The 16,213-nt window shown below is 41.1% G+C and carries 15 protein-coding genes, 1 tRNA gene and 2 rRNA genes; 5 read left to right on the top strand and 13 right to left on the bottom strand.

The genetic code is table 11. The features are described 5' to 3' along the window. Window positions 1-2: 2 nt before the first annotated feature. The 3 genes from cpdA to nudF are packed head-to-tail and all read right to left on the bottom strand — an operon-like array spanning window position 3 to window position 1,913. Entirely contained in the window at window positions 3-824 is an 822-nt protein-coding gene (gene cpdA / locus ACXJY6_RS14115) for a 3',5'-cyclic-AMP phosphodiesterase (protein ID WP_456052158.1), read from the bottom strand. A gap of 16 nt (window positions 825-840) precedes the next feature. Further along, complete coding sequence (locus ACXJY6_RS14110) at window positions 841-1,293, bottom strand: DUF1249 family protein (protein ID WP_456052159.1); 453 nt, start codon at window positions 1,291-1,293, stop codon at window positions 841-843. After that, entirely contained in the window at window positions 1,281-1,913 is a 633-nt protein-coding gene (gene nudF, locus ACXJY6_RS14105; RefSeq protein WP_456052160.1) for an ADP-ribose diphosphatase, read from the bottom strand. Before nudF ends, ACXJY6_RS14110 begins: the two co-directional genes overlap by 13 nt. Before the next feature lie 220 nt (window positions 1,914-2,133). Between nudF and tolC the strand changes: the two genes are divergently transcribed. Then, complete coding sequence (tolC, locus tag ACXJY6_RS14100) at window positions 2,134-3,441, top strand: outer membrane channel protein TolC (RefSeq protein WP_456052161.1); 1,308 nt, start codon at window positions 2,134-2,136, stop codon at window positions 3,439-3,441. Window positions 3,442-3,522: 81 nt separating this feature from the next. On the opposite strand, the gene ilvN is transcribed toward tolC, so the two are convergent. The 5 genes from ilvN to ACXJY6_RS14075 form a co-directional block, all read right to left on the bottom strand. Beyond that, on the bottom strand, window positions 3,523-4,017 hold the full coding sequence (ilvN, locus tag ACXJY6_RS14095; protein ID WP_456052162.1) for an acetolactate synthase small subunit: 495 nt from the start codon (window positions 4,015-4,017) through the stop codon (window positions 3,523-3,525). Then, window positions 4,017-5,738, bottom strand: a complete 1,722-nt coding sequence (locus tag ACXJY6_RS14090; protein ID WP_456052163.1) for an acetolactate synthase 3 large subunit — start codon at window positions 5,736-5,738, stop codon at window positions 4,017-4,019. Before ACXJY6_RS14090 ends, ilvN begins: the two co-directional genes overlap by 1 nt. A gap of 310 nt (window positions 5,739-6,048) precedes the next feature. Further along, window positions 6,049-6,963 carry a transcriptional regulator LeuO gene (gene leuO, locus ACXJY6_RS14085; RefSeq protein ID WP_458768743.1) on the bottom strand — a complete coding sequence of 305 codons (915 nt, stop codon included), beginning with the start codon at window positions 6,961-6,963 and terminating at the stop codon, window positions 6,049-6,051. 379 nt (window positions 6,964-7,342) lie between these two features. Beyond that, window positions 7,343-8,419: an MJ1255/VC2487 family glycosyltransferase gene (locus ACXJY6_RS14080; protein WP_456052164.1), complete on the bottom strand. Its 1,077-nt coding sequence runs from the start codon at window positions 8,417-8,419 to the stop codon at window positions 7,343-7,345. Continuing rightward, the gene (locus tag ACXJY6_RS14075; RefSeq protein WP_456052165.1) at window positions 8,416-8,952 is read right to left on the bottom strand and encodes a phosphatase PAP2 family protein; all 537 of its coding nucleotides are present in this window, start codon (window positions 8,950-8,952) and stop codon (window positions 8,416-8,418) included. Before ACXJY6_RS14075 ends, ACXJY6_RS14080 begins: the two co-directional genes overlap by 4 nt. 432 nt (window positions 8,953-9,384) lie before the next feature. Between ACXJY6_RS14075 and leuA the strand changes: the two genes are divergently transcribed. The 4 genes from leuA to leuD all read left to right on the top strand — a co-directional run bounded on the left by leuA (window position 9,385) and on the right by leuD (window position 14,184). After that, window positions 9,385-10,932 carry a 2-isopropylmalate synthase gene (leuA, locus tag ACXJY6_RS14070; RefSeq protein WP_456052166.1) on the top strand — a complete coding sequence of 516 codons (1,548 nt, stop codon included), beginning with the start codon at window positions 9,385-9,387 and terminating at the stop codon, window positions 10,930-10,932. A 74-nt stretch (window positions 10,933-11,006) separates the two neighbouring features. Then, window positions 11,007-12,098: a 3-isopropylmalate dehydrogenase gene (gene leuB, locus ACXJY6_RS14065; protein WP_456052167.1), complete on the top strand. Its 1,092-nt coding sequence runs from the start codon at window positions 11,007-11,009 to the stop codon at window positions 12,096-12,098. Window positions 12,099-12,157: 59 nt separating this feature from the next. Next, window positions 12,158-13,564, top strand: a complete 1,407-nt coding sequence (leuC, locus tag ACXJY6_RS14060) for a 3-isopropylmalate dehydratase large subunit (protein WP_456052168.1) — start codon at window positions 12,158-12,160, stop codon at window positions 13,562-13,564. A 17-nt stretch (window positions 13,565-13,581) separates the two neighbouring features. Next, entirely contained in the window at window positions 13,582-14,184 is a 603-nt protein-coding gene (gene leuD, locus ACXJY6_RS14055; protein WP_456052169.1) for a 3-isopropylmalate dehydratase small subunit, read from the top strand. Between the two features lie 63 nt (window positions 14,185-14,247). On the opposite strand, the gene ACXJY6_RS14050 is transcribed toward leuD, so the two are convergent. The 5 genes from ACXJY6_RS14050 to rrf (ACXJY6_RS14030) form a co-directional block, all read right to left on the bottom strand. Further along, window positions 14,248-14,874, bottom strand: coding sequence for a chromosome partitioning protein ParA (locus ACXJY6_RS14050; protein WP_458768693.1), 627 nt, complete (start codon window positions 14,872-14,874; stop codon window positions 14,248-14,250). After that, window positions 14,867-15,472, bottom strand: a complete 606-nt coding sequence (locus ACXJY6_RS14045; protein ID WP_458768692.1) for a chromosome partitioning protein ParA — start codon at window positions 15,470-15,472, stop codon at window positions 14,867-14,869. The genes ACXJY6_RS14050 and ACXJY6_RS14045 overlap by 8 nt, the downstream gene beginning before the upstream one ends. A gap of 330 nt (window positions 15,473-15,802) precedes the next feature. Next, window positions 15,803-15,918 (bottom strand): 5S ribosomal RNA (rrf, locus tag ACXJY6_RS14040). 6 nt (window positions 15,919-15,924) lie between these two features. Next, a tRNA-Thr gene (locus ACXJY6_RS14035) sits at window positions 15,925-16,000 on the bottom strand. 128 nt (window positions 16,001-16,128) lie between these two features. Continuing rightward, a 5S ribosomal RNA gene (gene rrf, locus ACXJY6_RS14030) occupies window positions 16,129-16,213 on the bottom strand; the annotation flags it as partial.

Below are 16,213 nucleotides of genomic sequence, written 5' to 3'. Positions count from 1 at the left end.
GGTTAGTACCCCGTGGAAGTGAAATCAGGCAAAAATAGCCCGTTATCGAGGCGCTTAACTTGAGTTGCAATAGAACCATCGGAATACAATTCAATTTCACGCCAACCAGGAGAAGTGCTATCTAACGCAAACTCATCATGATTCGGTTTGAATTGAATACATGTTGATGGTGTGGTTAATACCTCTACGCCTTGATATTGATTTTGGCTATCTTGATGAACGTGACCACATGCAACGACTCGAACATTTGAATGACGCCCGACTACTTCCCAAAAACGTTCACGTTCTCGTAAGCAGTGCATATCAAGCCATGCACTTCCAACAGGGAGAGAATTATGATGTAAAAGTACTAAGGCATGCCTTTCCGGATATTGAGTTAGTTTATCGTCCAACAACAATAATTGTTCATCACTCAACTTACCATATGGGACACTACTTACTTGGGAGTCGAGACTAATAACCTGCCAATACTCTCCTAACAATACATTACTTGCCTGAGTCACACACTTGTTGGGTAACACTGCATTCATATTAGGTTGGTAGTCATGATTTCCTGGTAACCAAAAACAAGGGCGATCTAATAAAGAGATGCCCTCAACAAAACGGAGATAAGACGCTTCACTGTGATCTTGAGATATATCACCAGTCGCGAGAATCGCATCAAAGTCAAATGCCTGAGACTTAACTGAGTTAACAACGGCTAGGAAGCTTTCTGATGTATTCACACTCAACAAACAACCGCTATCAACCCCAAATAAATGAGGGTCGGTAATCTGTACTACTCTAGCAATGTCAGATTGCTTAACAGAAAGCGATACGTCCAAAATTCATAAACCTAAATCAATTACTCTTACCAATATTAATCGGGGCCCGACTAATACCATGTTTTAAACAAAAAGTGAGCCAATCACCTAAAAATCGATTAATTTGTGCTTTTTCATCTTTTTGTGCCATTTTAGAGTTTGGATAATCATAACGAGCTTGTACTCGACTGATCAACTCTGTTTCGAAAACTTCCGCGACTCGTGCATCGTGATATAACCTGACAGACATCGTCGGTAATGGAAATACGGATAAATCATCACTTTGACACACCTTCACTAAAGTTGTGTACTTTGTGACCTCAGTCACTTTTAACTGATACTGTAGCGAAGCAGCTTGGTAGCACCGAACATCATCGACTTGTGGCCTCGAAGGTAACAGTGCATTTAATTTGGCATAATTTTTTTCATATACTCGCATCAAGTCTTGAAAATCAACATGATACGTATTTTGAAATGTTACTTGAGCCATTTTGCCTTTAACTCTTTTTGATTTATCTCTAACCATTGTAGAGCAATAATCGATGCACCGTTTTCTATCGTACCATCTTTCACTAATTGATATGCATCTTCACGACTTAGAACCATTACTTTAATATCTTCGTCTTCTTCAAGCAATCCATGAATGCCTTGTGCACTCGATGCATCAACTTCTCCAACAAAAATATCCACGACTTCATCACATCCACCCGAGGAAGGATAAAAAGCGGTAATCGGTTCTATACGACCAACATCAACACCCGCTTCTTCAACGGCTTCACGCCGCACCAGTTCTTCTGCACTTTCTGCTTCTTTATCGACAACTCCGGCGACGATTTCTATTTGCCATGGATTCGCGTGCTCCAAAGATCCAGCACGAATCTGTTCAATTAATACAACTTGATCGGTAATAGGATCATACGGTAATAGTGCCGCAGCTCGCCCACGAACAAACAATTCTCGTTGAACAACTCGGCTTTCACCACCTTCATAACGCTTATGAACAAAGTGATATTTAATCATTTTAAAAAAGCCTTGAAAAAGCAGCTCTTTTTTTACTATTTTAACATCCTGAGAGGTAAACTCTCTCCATTGCTTCTTTATATGACGCATTATCAACCTCATTTTTGTCAGGCTCTAGTTAATCATGGTTATCACGCCTAACCAAGAACCTTGCCAAAATTTTTATGCAAATAGTAGTAATTCTCTAATAAATGCGTCAGAATTTTAACTATACAACTGGGCAACTAAATAATTTAGTGTAAACTAATACAACGTATTCGTTTACACTGACCGCTCTCCCATTTTAGATTTACGGTAGGAATTAAGACCAATGAAAAGAATTCTCCCTCTAATCATCGCGACAACCCTTGGTGGGATGTCCTCTTCAGCTTGGTCTGAAAACCTGACGGAAATTTATGAGCAAGCTAAACAAAATAATCCTCAACTCCTCAGTGCGGAAGCACAACGAGATGCGGCATATGAGGCAATAAACTCAGCTAAAGGGGTATCGCTACCTCAAGTTAACCTTTCTGGTGGATACAATATTGTACGCAGTGACTACGACGGCGCAAACAGTAGCCAATTGTCGGTGGGAGTTGGCGTATCACAAGAACTATTTCAGCGCTCTAGCTGGATCTCTCTGGATATTACGGAAAAAATAGCTCGTCAAGCGGATTCTCAGTACGCCATGATGCAACAAGATCTAATTGTCAGAGTATCTCAAGCCTATTTTAATGTACTTCGAGCAAAAGACAGTTTGGCGTTCATACGTTCAGAAAAAGCCTCCGTCGCTCGTCAGTTAGAACAAACCAAGCAACGTTTTGATGTCGGACTTTCTGCTATTACTGATGTTCATGAGGCTCAAGCTCAATATGACAGCGTTTTAGCTGATGAAGTACTAGGTGAGAACTCACTGACGAACAGCTTCGAAGAATTGCGTGAAATCACAGGCAAAGGCTATGACTCACTTGATGCCCTCGATACATCGCGCTTTTCAGCATCAAAACAAGAACAAACACCAGACGAACTAGTTCAACAAGCACAAGAAAAAAACCTATCGCTTCTCTCGGCTCGTATTGGGCTAGATCTTGCGAAGGATAAAATTAAATTAGCGAGCTCTGGCTCTCTTCCTAGTTTAACGCTAGATGGCGGTTTCAATCATATTCGTGAATTCGACTCTGACAATAGCTATTATGACTATTACGATCCTATTAATAGTCTGAGTATCGGACTCAATTTTTCTATGCCGCTGTATACTGGTGGGCAAGTTAACTCAGATACTAAGCAAGCAGAATATGGTTATATTCAAGCAGGAGAAAATTTAGAAGCAACGTATCGCTCTGTTACTAAAAACGTTCGAGCAAACAACAACAATATCAATGCTTCAATTGGCGCGATTCGAGCCTACCGCCAAACAGTAGTGTCAGCACGTTCTGCCTTAGAAGCAACTCGAGCAGGCTTTGATGTTGGAACTCGAACGATTGTAGACGTACTTGACGCAACTCGTCGTGTATTTAATGCCAATAGTAATCTTTCAAATGCTCGATACGACTACATTCTAAGTGTATTGCAATTACGCCAATCCGTTGGAACGCTTAGTGAACAAGATGTGTCTGATATTAATGCAGGATTAAAATAACCAATTTCGCACACTATCTATACATAAAGAGCCAGCAATATGCTGGCTCTTTATTATCAATATATATTGTCGTTGCAATAGCTATACTTTCAACGCTCGTTCTCGACGTGACATTCCTACCACACCACTACGAGCGATTTCGATAACGTCGGTAATGTCTCCCATTGCAGTAACAAAAGCATCTAACTTCTCTGTCGGCCCCGTCATCTGAACCGTATACTGTGATGATGTAATATCTACGATCTGTCCACGGAAAATATCTGCTGTTCGCTGGACTTCAGCTCGAATATTCCCCGTCGCTTTGACTTTAACTAACATCAATTCGCGTTCAATATAATCACTCTCAGAGACTTCTTGAACTTTTAAAACATCGATCAATTTATGCAGTTGTTTTTGGATTTGCTCTAACTGCATCTCATTGGTTTCTGTCGTGATGTTTAGGCGAGATAACGTAGCATCATCAGTCGGTGATACATTTAATGTTTCAATGTTAAAGCCACGCTGAGAAAACAAACCAACTACGCGAGAAAGTGCACCAGGCTGGTTTTCTAGTAATAGTGAAATCAAATGTCTCATTAGGTTCTCTCCGTTTTGCTCAACCACATGTTATCCATACCCTCACCTTTAATTTGCATCGGGTATACGTGCTCCGTTTCATCAACGCTAATATCCACAAACACCAAACGATCTTTCATCGCCAATGCTTTTGTTAATCCGTCTTCCAGTTCATCTGGTGTCGAGATGCGGATACCTACGTGACCGTAAGCTTCTGCAATTGCCGCAAAATCAGGAACCGAGGTCATATATGAGTTAGAGTGGCGACCTTGATAAATAATATCCTGCCATTGCTTAACCATTCCTAAGAAACGGTTGTTTAGATTAATAATTTTCACTGGTATGTTGTACTGTAAACAAGTGGACAACTCTTGAATATTCATCTGAATACTACCGTCCCCTGTTACCACAACAACTTCTTCTTCTGGGTGTGAGTACTTTACTCCCATTCCGGCAGGTAAGCCGAACCCCATCGTTCCAAGACCACCCGAATTAATCCAGCGACGAGGTTTATTAAATGGGTAATATAATGCCGCAAACATCTGGTGTTGACCAACATCCGAAGCAACATAGGCATCACCGTTGGTCACTTTATGAAGAGTCTCAATAACTTGTTGTGGCTTAATACGATCATTCGATTTTTCATATGCGAGGCAGTCTCTTCCACGCCACTGTTGAATCGAATCCCACCACTCATCTAAAGAAGGTTGTTCATGAGATGAAAATTGATCTTCAAGAAGAGCATTCATAACTTCCAGTACTTTTTCAGCTGACCCCACAATAGGAAGATCCGCTCGTACATTTTTAGAAATAGATGACGGGTCGATATCAATGTGAATGACTTTTGCATCGGGGCAATACTTATCTAAGTTATTGGTTGTCCGATCATCAAACCTCACGCCTATAGCAAAAATCAGATCTGATTTATGCATAGCCATGTTAGCTTCATACACACCATGCATGCCGAGCATACCAAGTGCATTTTTATGTGTACCAGGAAAAGCACCAAGCCCCATCAATGTACTGACCACGGGAATGTTCAGTTTTTCTGACAACTTTAGTAAATGAGTATCAGCTTCAGAAATTACAGCGCCTCCACCAACGTACATTACAGGCCTCTTCGCTGCTATAAGAGCTGTAAGTGCTTTTTTAATTTGCCCTTTATGCCCAGACGTCGTTGGGTTATAAGAACGCATTTTTAGTTTTTTGGGGTAATCGTAAGGAAGCTTGACTTGTGGGTTTAAAATATCTTTAGGTAAATCAATAACTACAGGGCCAGGTCGGCCAGTTGATGCAATAAAAAATGCTTTTTTAAACGTTTCAGCGATGTCTTCTGCTTTTTTTACAAGAAAGCTGTGTTTTACAATGGGTCTCGATACACCGACGATGTCGCATTCTTGAAAGGCGTCATTACCAATTAGGTTATTGGGAACATTTCCCGAGATAACGATCATGGGAATAGAATCCATATAAGCTGTGGCGATTCCAGTAACGGTATTCGTTGCGCCTGGTCCTGAACAAACCAGTACTACACCAGGTTTACCGGTTGAACGAGCAAAGCCGTCTGCCATATGCGTTGCAGCCTGTTCATGACGAACAAGAACATGTTTGATTTGATCAGTTTTTGCGTGCAAAGCATCGTAGATATCTAAAACGGAACCACCAGGGTACCCGAAAATCTGCTCAACACCTTCTTCGATCAGAGATTGAACCACCATCTCTGCGCCGGATAACATCGTCATATTTTTCTCCTTATCAACATCTCATCTAACGTGGTCGGTTAGTGGATTTGATGTTACATAGTATAGGGCTTATTTTTAGCCTAACTCGAGCACAAGCAAGTCTCGGGCTATGTCCTTGATATAGTCGTTCCTATTCAAGGAGTGAGCAACTGTACCTGTTTCTTATCTTTTGGTCTAACCGTTTATTTCAGATTTTGTGTTTGAGATCTCGAACTTTTAAACGACAACGGCTTTCACTCGGAATTCGAGCAAAAGCCGTTTACAAAATCAAGTCATTACATCGCTAATTTTTTGCGAACTTTCCTAAATATTACTGTGCCGCTACGACATCATGGCATACCAACATCAACTGCTCTTTCAACCAAGTATGCCCTTTATCTTTTTCGCTGGATTCGTGCCACGATAAGTAAACACTGATTTCTTTGCAATCAAATGGAACAGGTAGCATTTGCAATTGATCATGATTTGGAGACGCAGCAACAAGCCAACGTGGCGCTATCGTTACCAATTCAGATTGGCTCACAACATACAACACGTTACTTAGACTTGTTCCTTCATAGTGAGAAGGACAATCCAAGTTACTATAAGCTTGCTCTGTGAAGCTCTTTATACCATGCATTTGAGACAGTTTAGCGTGCTTTTCTTTCAATAATTGTTCAATGTTGATACCCGTTTTAATTCGCGGGTGCACCTTGGATACAACCAACACAAGCTCATCCTTAAAAAGCTCTGTACTGCAGAAACCTTCCTGGTCGAAACTCGTGTAATCAATAACGAAGTCAACTTCTTGATAACGTAGACGTGAAGCCAAACCTTGATCAAAGTCAGCTTCCAAATGCAATTGAATGTCAGGAGCTTGCTCATTAATTGTTGCAAAAATCTTAGGAGCAAACCTTAAATCATGCGGACTACCAATAGAAAGATTAAATAAGCGAGTCGATGTTTCTGGGACAAATGAAGCTCGAGGTAACTCATTTCTGATTAACTGTAAGGCCTGACGAATCGGCCCAAAGAGTTGGCGTGCGCGTTGTGTAGGTTGAATACCTCGCCCTTGGCGCATAAAAAGCTCATCATTAAACATCACTTTTAAACGCGAAACCGCATTACTCACGGCAGGTTGTGACATACCCAAATTATAAGCAGCACGAGTAATATTTTGCTCTTGCATTACCGCATCAAAAACGGTCAATAGATTTAGGTCAACGCCACGTAACGTGCTTTCCATACGATAAGCATCAAATGGGTTTGAAGATTCATTTTTCTCAATCACGATTAGCCTCAATTACGAATAGGGTTACGATAGAAATCCTGCTCATTCACATTTTAAAAGAGCCTGTATTTTAACATCGTTTAGGTATATTTTTATTCTTGAGGCTTACTATCTATCATCTGGCTGATTGGTGACAAGTATATTGATAAGAATTGATTAGATTTTAGAATTAACAATATAACCAACTGATAAACATTACTTTTATTTAATATTAAAAAACATAAAATCGTATTTATATATATATTTTCTAGTAACATTCATGCAATGCATAAGTTTATAGCCCAATTAAACGATATTCACTAGGCACATCCCTAAACACTATCTCTATTTGATATTAAAGGTTGGTCATTGTTTGTATCGTCATATCTCCCGTTATGGCATAGTTTGGAAAATCAACTTGACGCCATAATCGCTTACTCAGTTCTCTCTGGTCGTCCCAATTTCCTTGTATTACCCATTCGCATATCGCTTTAGCAACGTCGGGATAAACAACGCGATCAGCTTGCTGTTCATCTAACCAACACCTTACTGCTGAAGCATCCAAATGATTCATACTGGTCGCTAACCCAAGCATCTCCAGTGTTGCGACATTGGACTGCTGTTCAAACTGACCATCAAGAGGTTTAAGAAGCAACTTTTTACCCAACGACATTGCTTCAGATGGAAGCTCAAATCCTCCATTCGCGATTACTCCCGAACAACTATGTAGATCATGTTGAAACCGTTGATAGTCAAGGGGACGAAACTCAATACTGTCAACAAACTCTTGTGTATCAACATCTGGGTGATAACAAATAAACTTATGATTACTAAAGCGAAACAATAATTCACTAATATGACTCAGGCGCTCAAACGGCAAGTAAACTAGAATAAACCCCTTGTTCTCGACATCATAACGAGATGTATGAACAATAGGAGGTAGTATTGGTTGTTCAAAATGATACCAATGCAATCCAATATAATGATCAGAGGGAGCAAAACGATTGATAATCAGACTATCTATCCAAGTCGACCCTTTGCGTGGTACCGAAAAGCGAAAGGCGTTTTGGTGACTTAGTCCTATACACGTTTTATGTTGTTTTCGAGCTGCCCATGCTGTAATCGGTTCAAAGTCACTTATCACAAGATCGTAACCTGATAAGTTCAATTGGTTAATATCTCGGCTCAACTGGATAAAATTATTATCTCGTAACGTTTTTAAATAACTCACTTTCCCATTTTCAGACGCAAAGGTTAAACCTGAGCGAGTCTGATAATTACCAAAGCACTCCATCGAGAAGTATTTGCTTTCTTCCCTACCACTAAATAAAAAATCAACGTCGATATTGTTATTTTTAAACGCCTCAGCCATCGCTCTTGCTCGAGCTATGTGACCATTCCCCGTACCTTGTACACCATATAAAATTCTCAAATGACAAACTCCAAGGCAAACCAAATACCAAGTTCTGCACAACAAAGCCCTAGCAAAGCTCCAATCACAACATCTGTAAAAAAGTGTACTCCTAGCAAAATCCGCGCAGCGCCAATCGCACAGGCCCACGAAAAAGCCAACACCGAAAATGAAGGGTAGAAAAAGGCGATTATTGAGGCCATAAGAAAAGCGGCTGTTGTATGTCCAGAAGGCAAGCTAAAACGATCAGAAGGTGTAATAAAAGCAGTCACCAGAATGGATAATTCCTGAGGACGACGACGCTTAAACGAATTCTTCAACATCCAATACACTGGCAATTCGATCAAAAACGCACACAATCCTGCCGCAACAAACACACCTCCCAACTCTTCATCTAATAGCCAAGCAAAAACGGCAAGCATTACGTAGAAATGGCCATCACCTGTTCGGGAAACTTCCTTACTGACTCGGGCAACCGGAAGATTAAAACGATGCTTCAAACAAAACAGAGAAAAAGCCAAATCAAAGCGAACAATTGAATCGGTAACTTTCATCGGAAACTCCTTATGTCATTCTCCTAACCATTAAACTAGAGCGCTAAGATGACAGAGCCGTGACTTTTTTTTGTCTATAAGATGAATTTAGATTAATTCCTCCGATAACGATCGCTTGCCAAAGTCATGCAAAATACCGTTGCTCAACGATACAAAAACAAAAATACGCACTTTTATGAGTAAAAAGTAACTTTAGGCTTGACCTTGAACCATGAGTACGGTACTAATCTGTTATCTTAATTAGTGGTAAGAGTTAATATGACTTTTCGTTTTTCTATCCTGCTGGACCTACTCCTTATCGTGGACAAATCACGCGGGTAGGCTGTGGACGAAAATACCACAACGAATACAAGAAACCCGCATTAGAATGCGGGTTTTTTTTTACTTAAATTATAAAATATAACGATTAAATAATCGGTCTAGGGAGCGAACATGAACGATCAAGTCATAATCTTCGATACGACATTGCGCGATGGCGAACAGGCATTATCAGCAAGTTTAACAGTAAAAGAAAAATTACAGATTGCCTATGCACTAGAACGTTTAGGAGTGGATGTGATCGAAGCGGGTTTCCCAGTCTCTTCTCCTGGCGACTTTGAATCGGTTAAAGCAATAGCACAAAACATAAAAGGTAGTCGAGTATGTGCGCTTTCTCGTGCCGTTGAAAAAGATATCGACGTTGCTGCAGAAGCCTTAAAGGTTGCGGAAGCTTTCCGTATTCATACCTTTATCTCGACGTCGACTGTCCACGTTCAAGATAAATTACGCCGCAGCTATGACCAAGTAGTTGAAATGGGCGTAAAAGCAGTTAAACACGCTAGAAAATACACCGATGATGTTGAATTTTCATGTGAAGATGCAGGCCGAACACCGATAGATAATCTATGTCGTATGGTAGAGGCCGCAATCGATGCTGGTGCCAACACAATTAATATTCCAGATACTGTCGGCTATACCGTTCCAAGTGAATTTGGTGGTATAATCCAGACCCTATTTAATCGTGTTCCAAACATCGATAAAGCCATTATTTCGGTTCATTGTCATGATGACTTAGGCTTATCCGTTGCAAACTCAATTACTGCTGTACAAGCAGGAGCAAGACAGGTCGAGGGAACCATTAATGGTCTAGGTGAACGCGCTGGGAATACCGCTCTCGAAGAAGTCGCAATGATCATTAAAACTCGCGCAGAACTTATGGGTGTTCACACGCAGTTAAAACACGAAGAAATCCATCGCACGAGTCGATTAGTGAGCCAGCTTTGTAATATGCCAATCCAAAGTAACAAAGCGATTGTCGGTAGCAATGCATTTAGCCACTCTTCAGGTATTCACCAAGATGGCATGTTAAAGAATAAAAATACCTATGAAATTATGACTCCTGAGTCTATTGGACTTAAGAATCAAGCATTGAACTTAACCAGTCGTAGTGGCCGGGCTGCCGTGAAAAGTCATATGGACACTATGGGCTACAAAGATGATGAATATAGCCTAGACGCACTTTACGCCGACTTTTTAAAACTGGCTGATCGTAAAGGGCAAGTATTTGATTACGATCTAGAGTCCTTGATGTATTTCTCGAATCTAAAAGATGAAGATGACTTCTATAAGTTAAATTACTTAAGCGTTCAATCAGGCAGCATCATGGCAACCACCACAATTAAAATGTCTTGTGGTGAAGAAGAACAGTGTGAAGCCGCTGTGGGTAATGGCCCTGTTGATGCTTTATATCAATGTATCTATCGAGTCACTGGTTACGATATTGTACTCGATAAATTCCACCTTACTGCGAAAGGAGAAGGTGAAGATGGCTTAGGCCAAGCGGATATTATCGCGAATTACAAAGGGCGAAAATATCATGGTACCGGGGTTTCAACCGATATCGTTGAAGCATCTGGTCAAGCATTGCTGCACGTGATTAATAGTATTCACCGTGCCGATCAGATCGAAGAGATCAAACAAAAGAAAGTATTTACGGTATAAGGCCTTAGACTGTTTAGCCTCTTCATAGTTAGAGGCTATTAATTGGTCAATAAAATAACGAGTAAAGGACTCCCATGACAGACAAATCTTATAAAATAGCGGTTTTACCCGGCGACGGCATTGGCCCTGAAGTAATGCAACAAGCATTGAAGGTACTGCGTGCTATCGAAACTAAGTTCGGCATTCAGTTTGAAGAAAACGCATTCGATGTAGGTGGTATTGCCATCGACAATCATGGTTGCCCGCTTCCCGATGCAACCTTAAAAGGATGTGAAGAGTCGGATGCTGTTTTATTTGGTTCTGTCGGTGGTCCTAAATGGGAACATCTAGCACCAAACGATCAACCAGAGCGTGGCGCATTGCTTCCATTGCGAAAACATTTCCAACTCTTTTGTAACCTTCGCCCTGCACAAATTCACAATGGCTTAGAGAGCTTTTCACCGTTGCGAGCTGATATCTCTACAAATGGCTTCAATATTGTGGTTGTTCGTGAACTAACAGGCGGTATTTACTTCGGTCAACCGAAAGGACGTGAAGGCGAAGGCGCAAACGAAAAAGCTTTCGATACTGAGGTTTATCACCGTTATGAGATTGAACGAATCGCAAAAATTGGTTTTGAATCTGCTCGCCTACGAAATAAAAAAGTATGCTCTATCGATAAAGCGAACGTTCTACAAAGCTCAATCTTATGGCGTGAAGTGGTTGAAGAAGTTGCTAAAGATTACCCAGATATCGAGCTTTCACATATGTATATCGATAACGCAACAATGCAGCTAATCAAAGATCCTTCTCAGTTTGATGTCATGCTTTGTTCGAATATCTTTGGCGATATCATCTCTGATGAATGTGCCATGATTACTGGCTCAATGGGTATGTTACCATCCGCAAGTTTGAATGAAAGTAAGTTTGGTTTGTATGAACCTGCAGGTGGTAGTGCGCCAGATATCGCAGGAAAAAACATCGCAAATCCGGTTGCTCAAATCCTCTCTGCAGCGCTAATGTTACGTTACAGCTTAGGCGAAGAAGAAGCAGCACAAGCCATTGAAGCCGCCGTTAGTAAAGCCTTGGAAGCTGGTGAACTAACCGCAGATCTTGCATCAGACAAAGCGCCACTTTCTACATCAGAAATGGGCGATAAAATTGCGAGTTACGTACTAAATTCATAAATTGATGGCAGAGGGCTTGCCCTCTGCTCCAACGGCTCTATGAGCTCAAGGAAAAAGCAATGTCAACAGCAAAAACTTTATATGAAAAAATCTATGACGCTCATGTCGCGGTAGCGGCAGAAGGTGAAAATCCGATTTTATATATCGACCGTCATCTTGTTCACGAAGTCACCTCACCACAAGCATTCGATGGTTTACGTGAAAAAGGTCGTCCTGTTCGTCAAGTAGGTAAAACATTTGCAACGATGGATCACAACGTTTCAACCACGACGAAAGATATCAATGCTTCTGGTGAGATGGCTCGTATTCAAATGGAAACGCTATCCAAGAACTGTGAAGAGTTTGGCGTTACCCTTTACGACCTTAACCACAAGTACCAAGGCATCGTTCATGTTATGGGCCCAGAGCTTGGTATTACGCTTCCAGGTATGACCATCGTTTGCGGTGACTCACATACTGCAACACACGGCGCTTTTGGTTCGCTTGCCTTTGGTATCGGAACATCTGAAGTTGAACACGTACTTGCAACCCAAACATTGAAGCAAGCTCGTGCAAAAACAATGAAGATTGAAGTACAAGGGAAAGTGGCTCCTGGTATTACGGCAAAAGATATTATCCTTGCGATCATTGGTGAGACTACCGCGGCTGGCGGTACTGGCTATGTGGTTGAATTTTGCGGTGAAGCGATCACTGACTTAACAATGGAAGGTCGAATGACCGTCTGTAATATGGCCATTGAATTAGGAGCGAAAGCAGGTCTAGTCGCACCAGATCAAACCACATTTGATTATGTGAAAGGTCGTAAATTTGCACCAAGTGATGAAAACTGGGAAAAAGCGGTTGAGTATTGGTCAACATTGAAAAGCGATGATGATGCTGAGTTTGATGCCGTTGTCACACTTCAAGGTGCTGATATTAAACCTCAAGTCACCTGGGGCACTAACCCGGGCCAAGTAATGGCAGTAGATGAGAAGATCCCATCTCCAAGTAGCATTAACGAATTAGTAGAGCAATCCTCTGCCGAGAAAGCATTGGCGTATATGGGGCTTGAAGCTGGAAAGTCTCTTTCTGACTTTCCAATCGATAAAGTGTTTATCGGCTCTTGTACCAATTCACGAATTGAAGACATGCGCGCTGCTGCGGCTGTAGCAAAAGGCAAAACGGTAGCTGAAAATGTACAAGCCCTCGTCGTTCCAGGTTCTGAACAAGTAAAAGCAGAAGCTGAAGCAGAAGGTCTAGATAAGATTTTCATCGAAGCTGGATTCGAATGGCGTCTACCGGGTTGTTCTATGTGCTTAGCGATGAACAACGACCGCTTAGGTCCAAAAGAGCGTTGTGCTTCTACGTCGAACCGTAACTTTGAAGGTCGTCAAGGTCGTGATGGTCGTACTCACTTAGTTAGCCCAGCAATGGCCGCAGCAGCCGCTATTGCCGGTCACTTTGTCGATATTCGTACGTTCAAATAACCATAGAGGATTTTATAATGACAGGATTTAAACAACACACAGGTTTAGTCGTTCCTCTAGATGCAGCGAACGTCGATACAGATGCCATCATCCCTAAGCAGTTTTTACAAAAAGTAAATCGCATTGGCTTTGGTAAGCATTTATTTCATGATTGGCGTTTTTTAGATGACGCTGGTGAACAAGCAAACCCAGAATTTGTGATGAATGCACCGAGATACGAAGGTGCATCGATCCTTCTCGCAAGAGAAAACTTCGGTTGTGGTTCATCTCGTGAACATGCACCTTGGGCACTAGCTGACTATGGTATTCAAGTCATGATTGCACCGAGCTTCGCAGATATCTTTTACGGCAACTCGATCAACAACCAAATGGTACCTGTTCGTTTAACCGAAGAAGAAGTCGATGAAATCTTCGAGTTTGTTTTATCAACGGAAGGCGCTCAGGTCACGGTCGATCTAGAAGCGAATAAGGTGTCAGCAAATGGCAAAGAATACAGTTTTGAAATAGACGCATTCCGTCGCCATTGTTTACTGAATGGATTGGACAACATTGGTCTGACTCTACAACACGAAGAAAAGATCTCTCAATATGAAGCGAACATTCCAAGCTTCTTAGTTTAGATTTTTAGTCAGTAGATTAAACGATTTAACGCAGCCCTATGGCTGCGTTTTTTATTGAGTATTTCATTCACAATATTGCTCCTCATCTGGATAGAGTCCGTATACACCACCACTTAAGCGCTTACTAAACTCATATGAACGAAGTGTTCGGCTCTTGGTGTTATAGGTCAATGACTTTAGGTTTTCATTAAAGTTATAGACATTTGCGATGTCTACCTCCAAAAACATAAAACATGACAGAACCTTCGTATAGTCGTTCAATATCTCTTCGCCTACGTCACGTGTATCTTCGAGTGAAAAGTCAGTGGCCAGTACAGCTTGAGCATGTCGTGCATTTTGCTTAATCGCATTTCTAACTGGCTCTTCTACTTGCATTGCATCAATAAAGGCTCCAATATCATCTCGAATACCAGCATTAAGCGTATCGGTTCCCAAATAGGTGTCACTTCGATCTAACTGTGATTCGAAATTTTCATACAGTATATCCAGCTGCTCACTCATCGATTCTGTAGCAGCCAGCTCTTCAATAATTTCAGTCGTCATTTCCAGGTAGACATCGCCAATTTGAATCACATATTCAACAGTGTTTTCTTCTGACTTTGGCTCAGCTTCAGTTTGAAAGGAGTTTGCTTTTACTATTAGCAAATAGGTGACAAATATAAAAAGAAGTGCAATAGGAGTCTTATTCACAATATTGCTCCTCATCTGGCAAAAGGCTGTATACACCACCACTTAAGCGCTTATCAAACTCATATGAACGACGCGCTCGGCTCTCTGTGTTATAGGTCAATGATTCTAAATAGCGACGAAAATTATAAACATCAGTGATGCTTACTCCCAAATACACATAACATGCCTGAACCTCCGCGTAGTCGTTTGCTATTTCTTTAGCCCTTGTGCGTGTATCTTCCAGTGAAAAGTCTGTACCCAGTACAGATTGCATTTGTCGCGCATTTTGCTTAATCGCCCCCCTTACTGGCTCTTCCACTTGCATTGCATCAATAAAGGCTCCGATATCATCTCGAATACCGGCATTAAGCGTATCGGTTCCCAAATAAGTGTCACTTCGATCTAACTGTGATTCGAAATTTTCATACAGTATGTCCAGCTGTTCACTCATCTCATCTGTAGCGCTTAGTTCTTCAATGATTTCTGTCGTCATTTCCATGTAGACATCACCAATTTGAATCACATATTCAACAGTGTTTTCTACTGACTCTGGCTCAGCTTCAGTTTGACAAGCGGTTAATAGTACCAATGGCAATAAGTAAGCTAATAGCCGATGCATTATTACATCCTTAGAGTTTGAATATTATGTACATGGTGAACAGACTGTCATTTGTTGCATTTTCTGTAAATAGAGAGCGGGTTATTAAACTGACGGATCTTACCTATGCAACCTGATTAATTTCAATATTGCTCAAAACAATCACTTTTTAAAGTTAAAAATTAAATCTATATGCAAAGGAAGTTGGCATATTTTGAACAAATTGAGAGTTAATTGAAAAATGAGCTTATCGTGATCTAGGAGTAGCGAGAATAAATGACGGCTTTAGAATGGATATCTTGGTCCATAAACGATAAAACCCCAGTCATTTGACTGGGGTTCAAAATTAAAGCCTAGCAATGTCCTACTCTCACATGGGGAAACCCCACACTACCATCGGCGCTACTCTGTTTCACTTCTGAGTTCGGAAAGGAATCAGGTGGGTCCAAAGTGCTATGGTCGCTAAGCAAATATGGTGCTAATACCCAGAGTCGAACTGGGGACCTCATCCTTACCAAGGATGCGCTCTACCAACTGAGCTATATCAGCAAAAATTCTTAACTAAAAAAGCCCGCTAAGTAAACGGGCTTTTAAATTCTAACCAATCAAAGTCTTATATAACTATGCTTCAACTAGTTTTGCTTTCAGATTTTGCAAAATCTGAAAACAGAAAGTAAGCCTGGCGATGTTCTACTCTCACATGGGGAAGCCCCACACTACCATCGACGCTATTTCGTTTCACTTCTGAGTTCGGAAAGGAAT

The sequence above is a fragment of the Vibrio phycocola genome (genome assembly GCF_054404255.1).
This window is presented reverse-complemented; position numbering and strand designations above follow the sequence as displayed.

Coding starts and splice junctions, on each gene's coding strand:
- ACXJY6_RS14110 (WP_456052159.1), bottom strand. CDS start 1,293: ATGGCTCAAGTAACATTTCAAAATACGTATCATGTTGATTTTCAAGAC.
- nudF (WP_456052160.1), bottom strand. CDS start 1,913: ATGCGTCATATAAAGAAGCAATGGAGAGAGTTTACCTCTCAGGATGTT.
- tolC (WP_456052161.1), top strand. CDS start 2,134: ATGAAAAGAATTCTCCCTCTAATCATCGCGACAACCCTTGGTGGGATG.
- ilvN (WP_456052162.1), bottom strand. CDS start 4,017: ATGAGACATTTGATTTCACTATTACTAGAAAACCAGCCTGGTGCACTT.
- ACXJY6_RS14090 (WP_456052163.1), bottom strand. CDS start 5,738: ATGACGATGTTATCCGGCGCAGAGATGGTGGTTCAATCTCTGATCGAA.
- leuO (WP_458768743.1), bottom strand. CDS start 6,963: ATGGAAAGCACGTTACGTGGCGTTGACCTAAATCTATTGACCGTTTTT.
- ACXJY6_RS14075 (WP_456052165.1), bottom strand. CDS start 8,952: ATGAAAGTTACCGATTCAATTGTTCGCTTTGATTTGGCTTTTTCTCTG.
- leuA (WP_456052166.1), top strand. CDS start 9,385: ATGAACGATCAAGTCATAATCTTCGATACGACATTGCGCGATGGCGAA.
- leuB (WP_456052167.1), top strand. CDS start 11,007: ATGACAGACAAATCTTATAAAATAGCGGTTTTACCCGGCGACGGCATT.
- leuC (WP_456052168.1), top strand. CDS start 12,158: ATGTCAACAGCAAAAACTTTATATGAAAAAATCTATGACGCTCATGTC.
- leuD (WP_456052169.1), top strand. CDS start 13,582: ATGACAGGATTTAAACAACACACAGGTTTAGTCGTTCCTCTAGATGCA.
- ACXJY6_RS14045 (WP_458768692.1), bottom strand. CDS start 15,472: ATGCATCGGCTATTAGCTTACTTATTGCCATTGGTACTATTAACCGCT.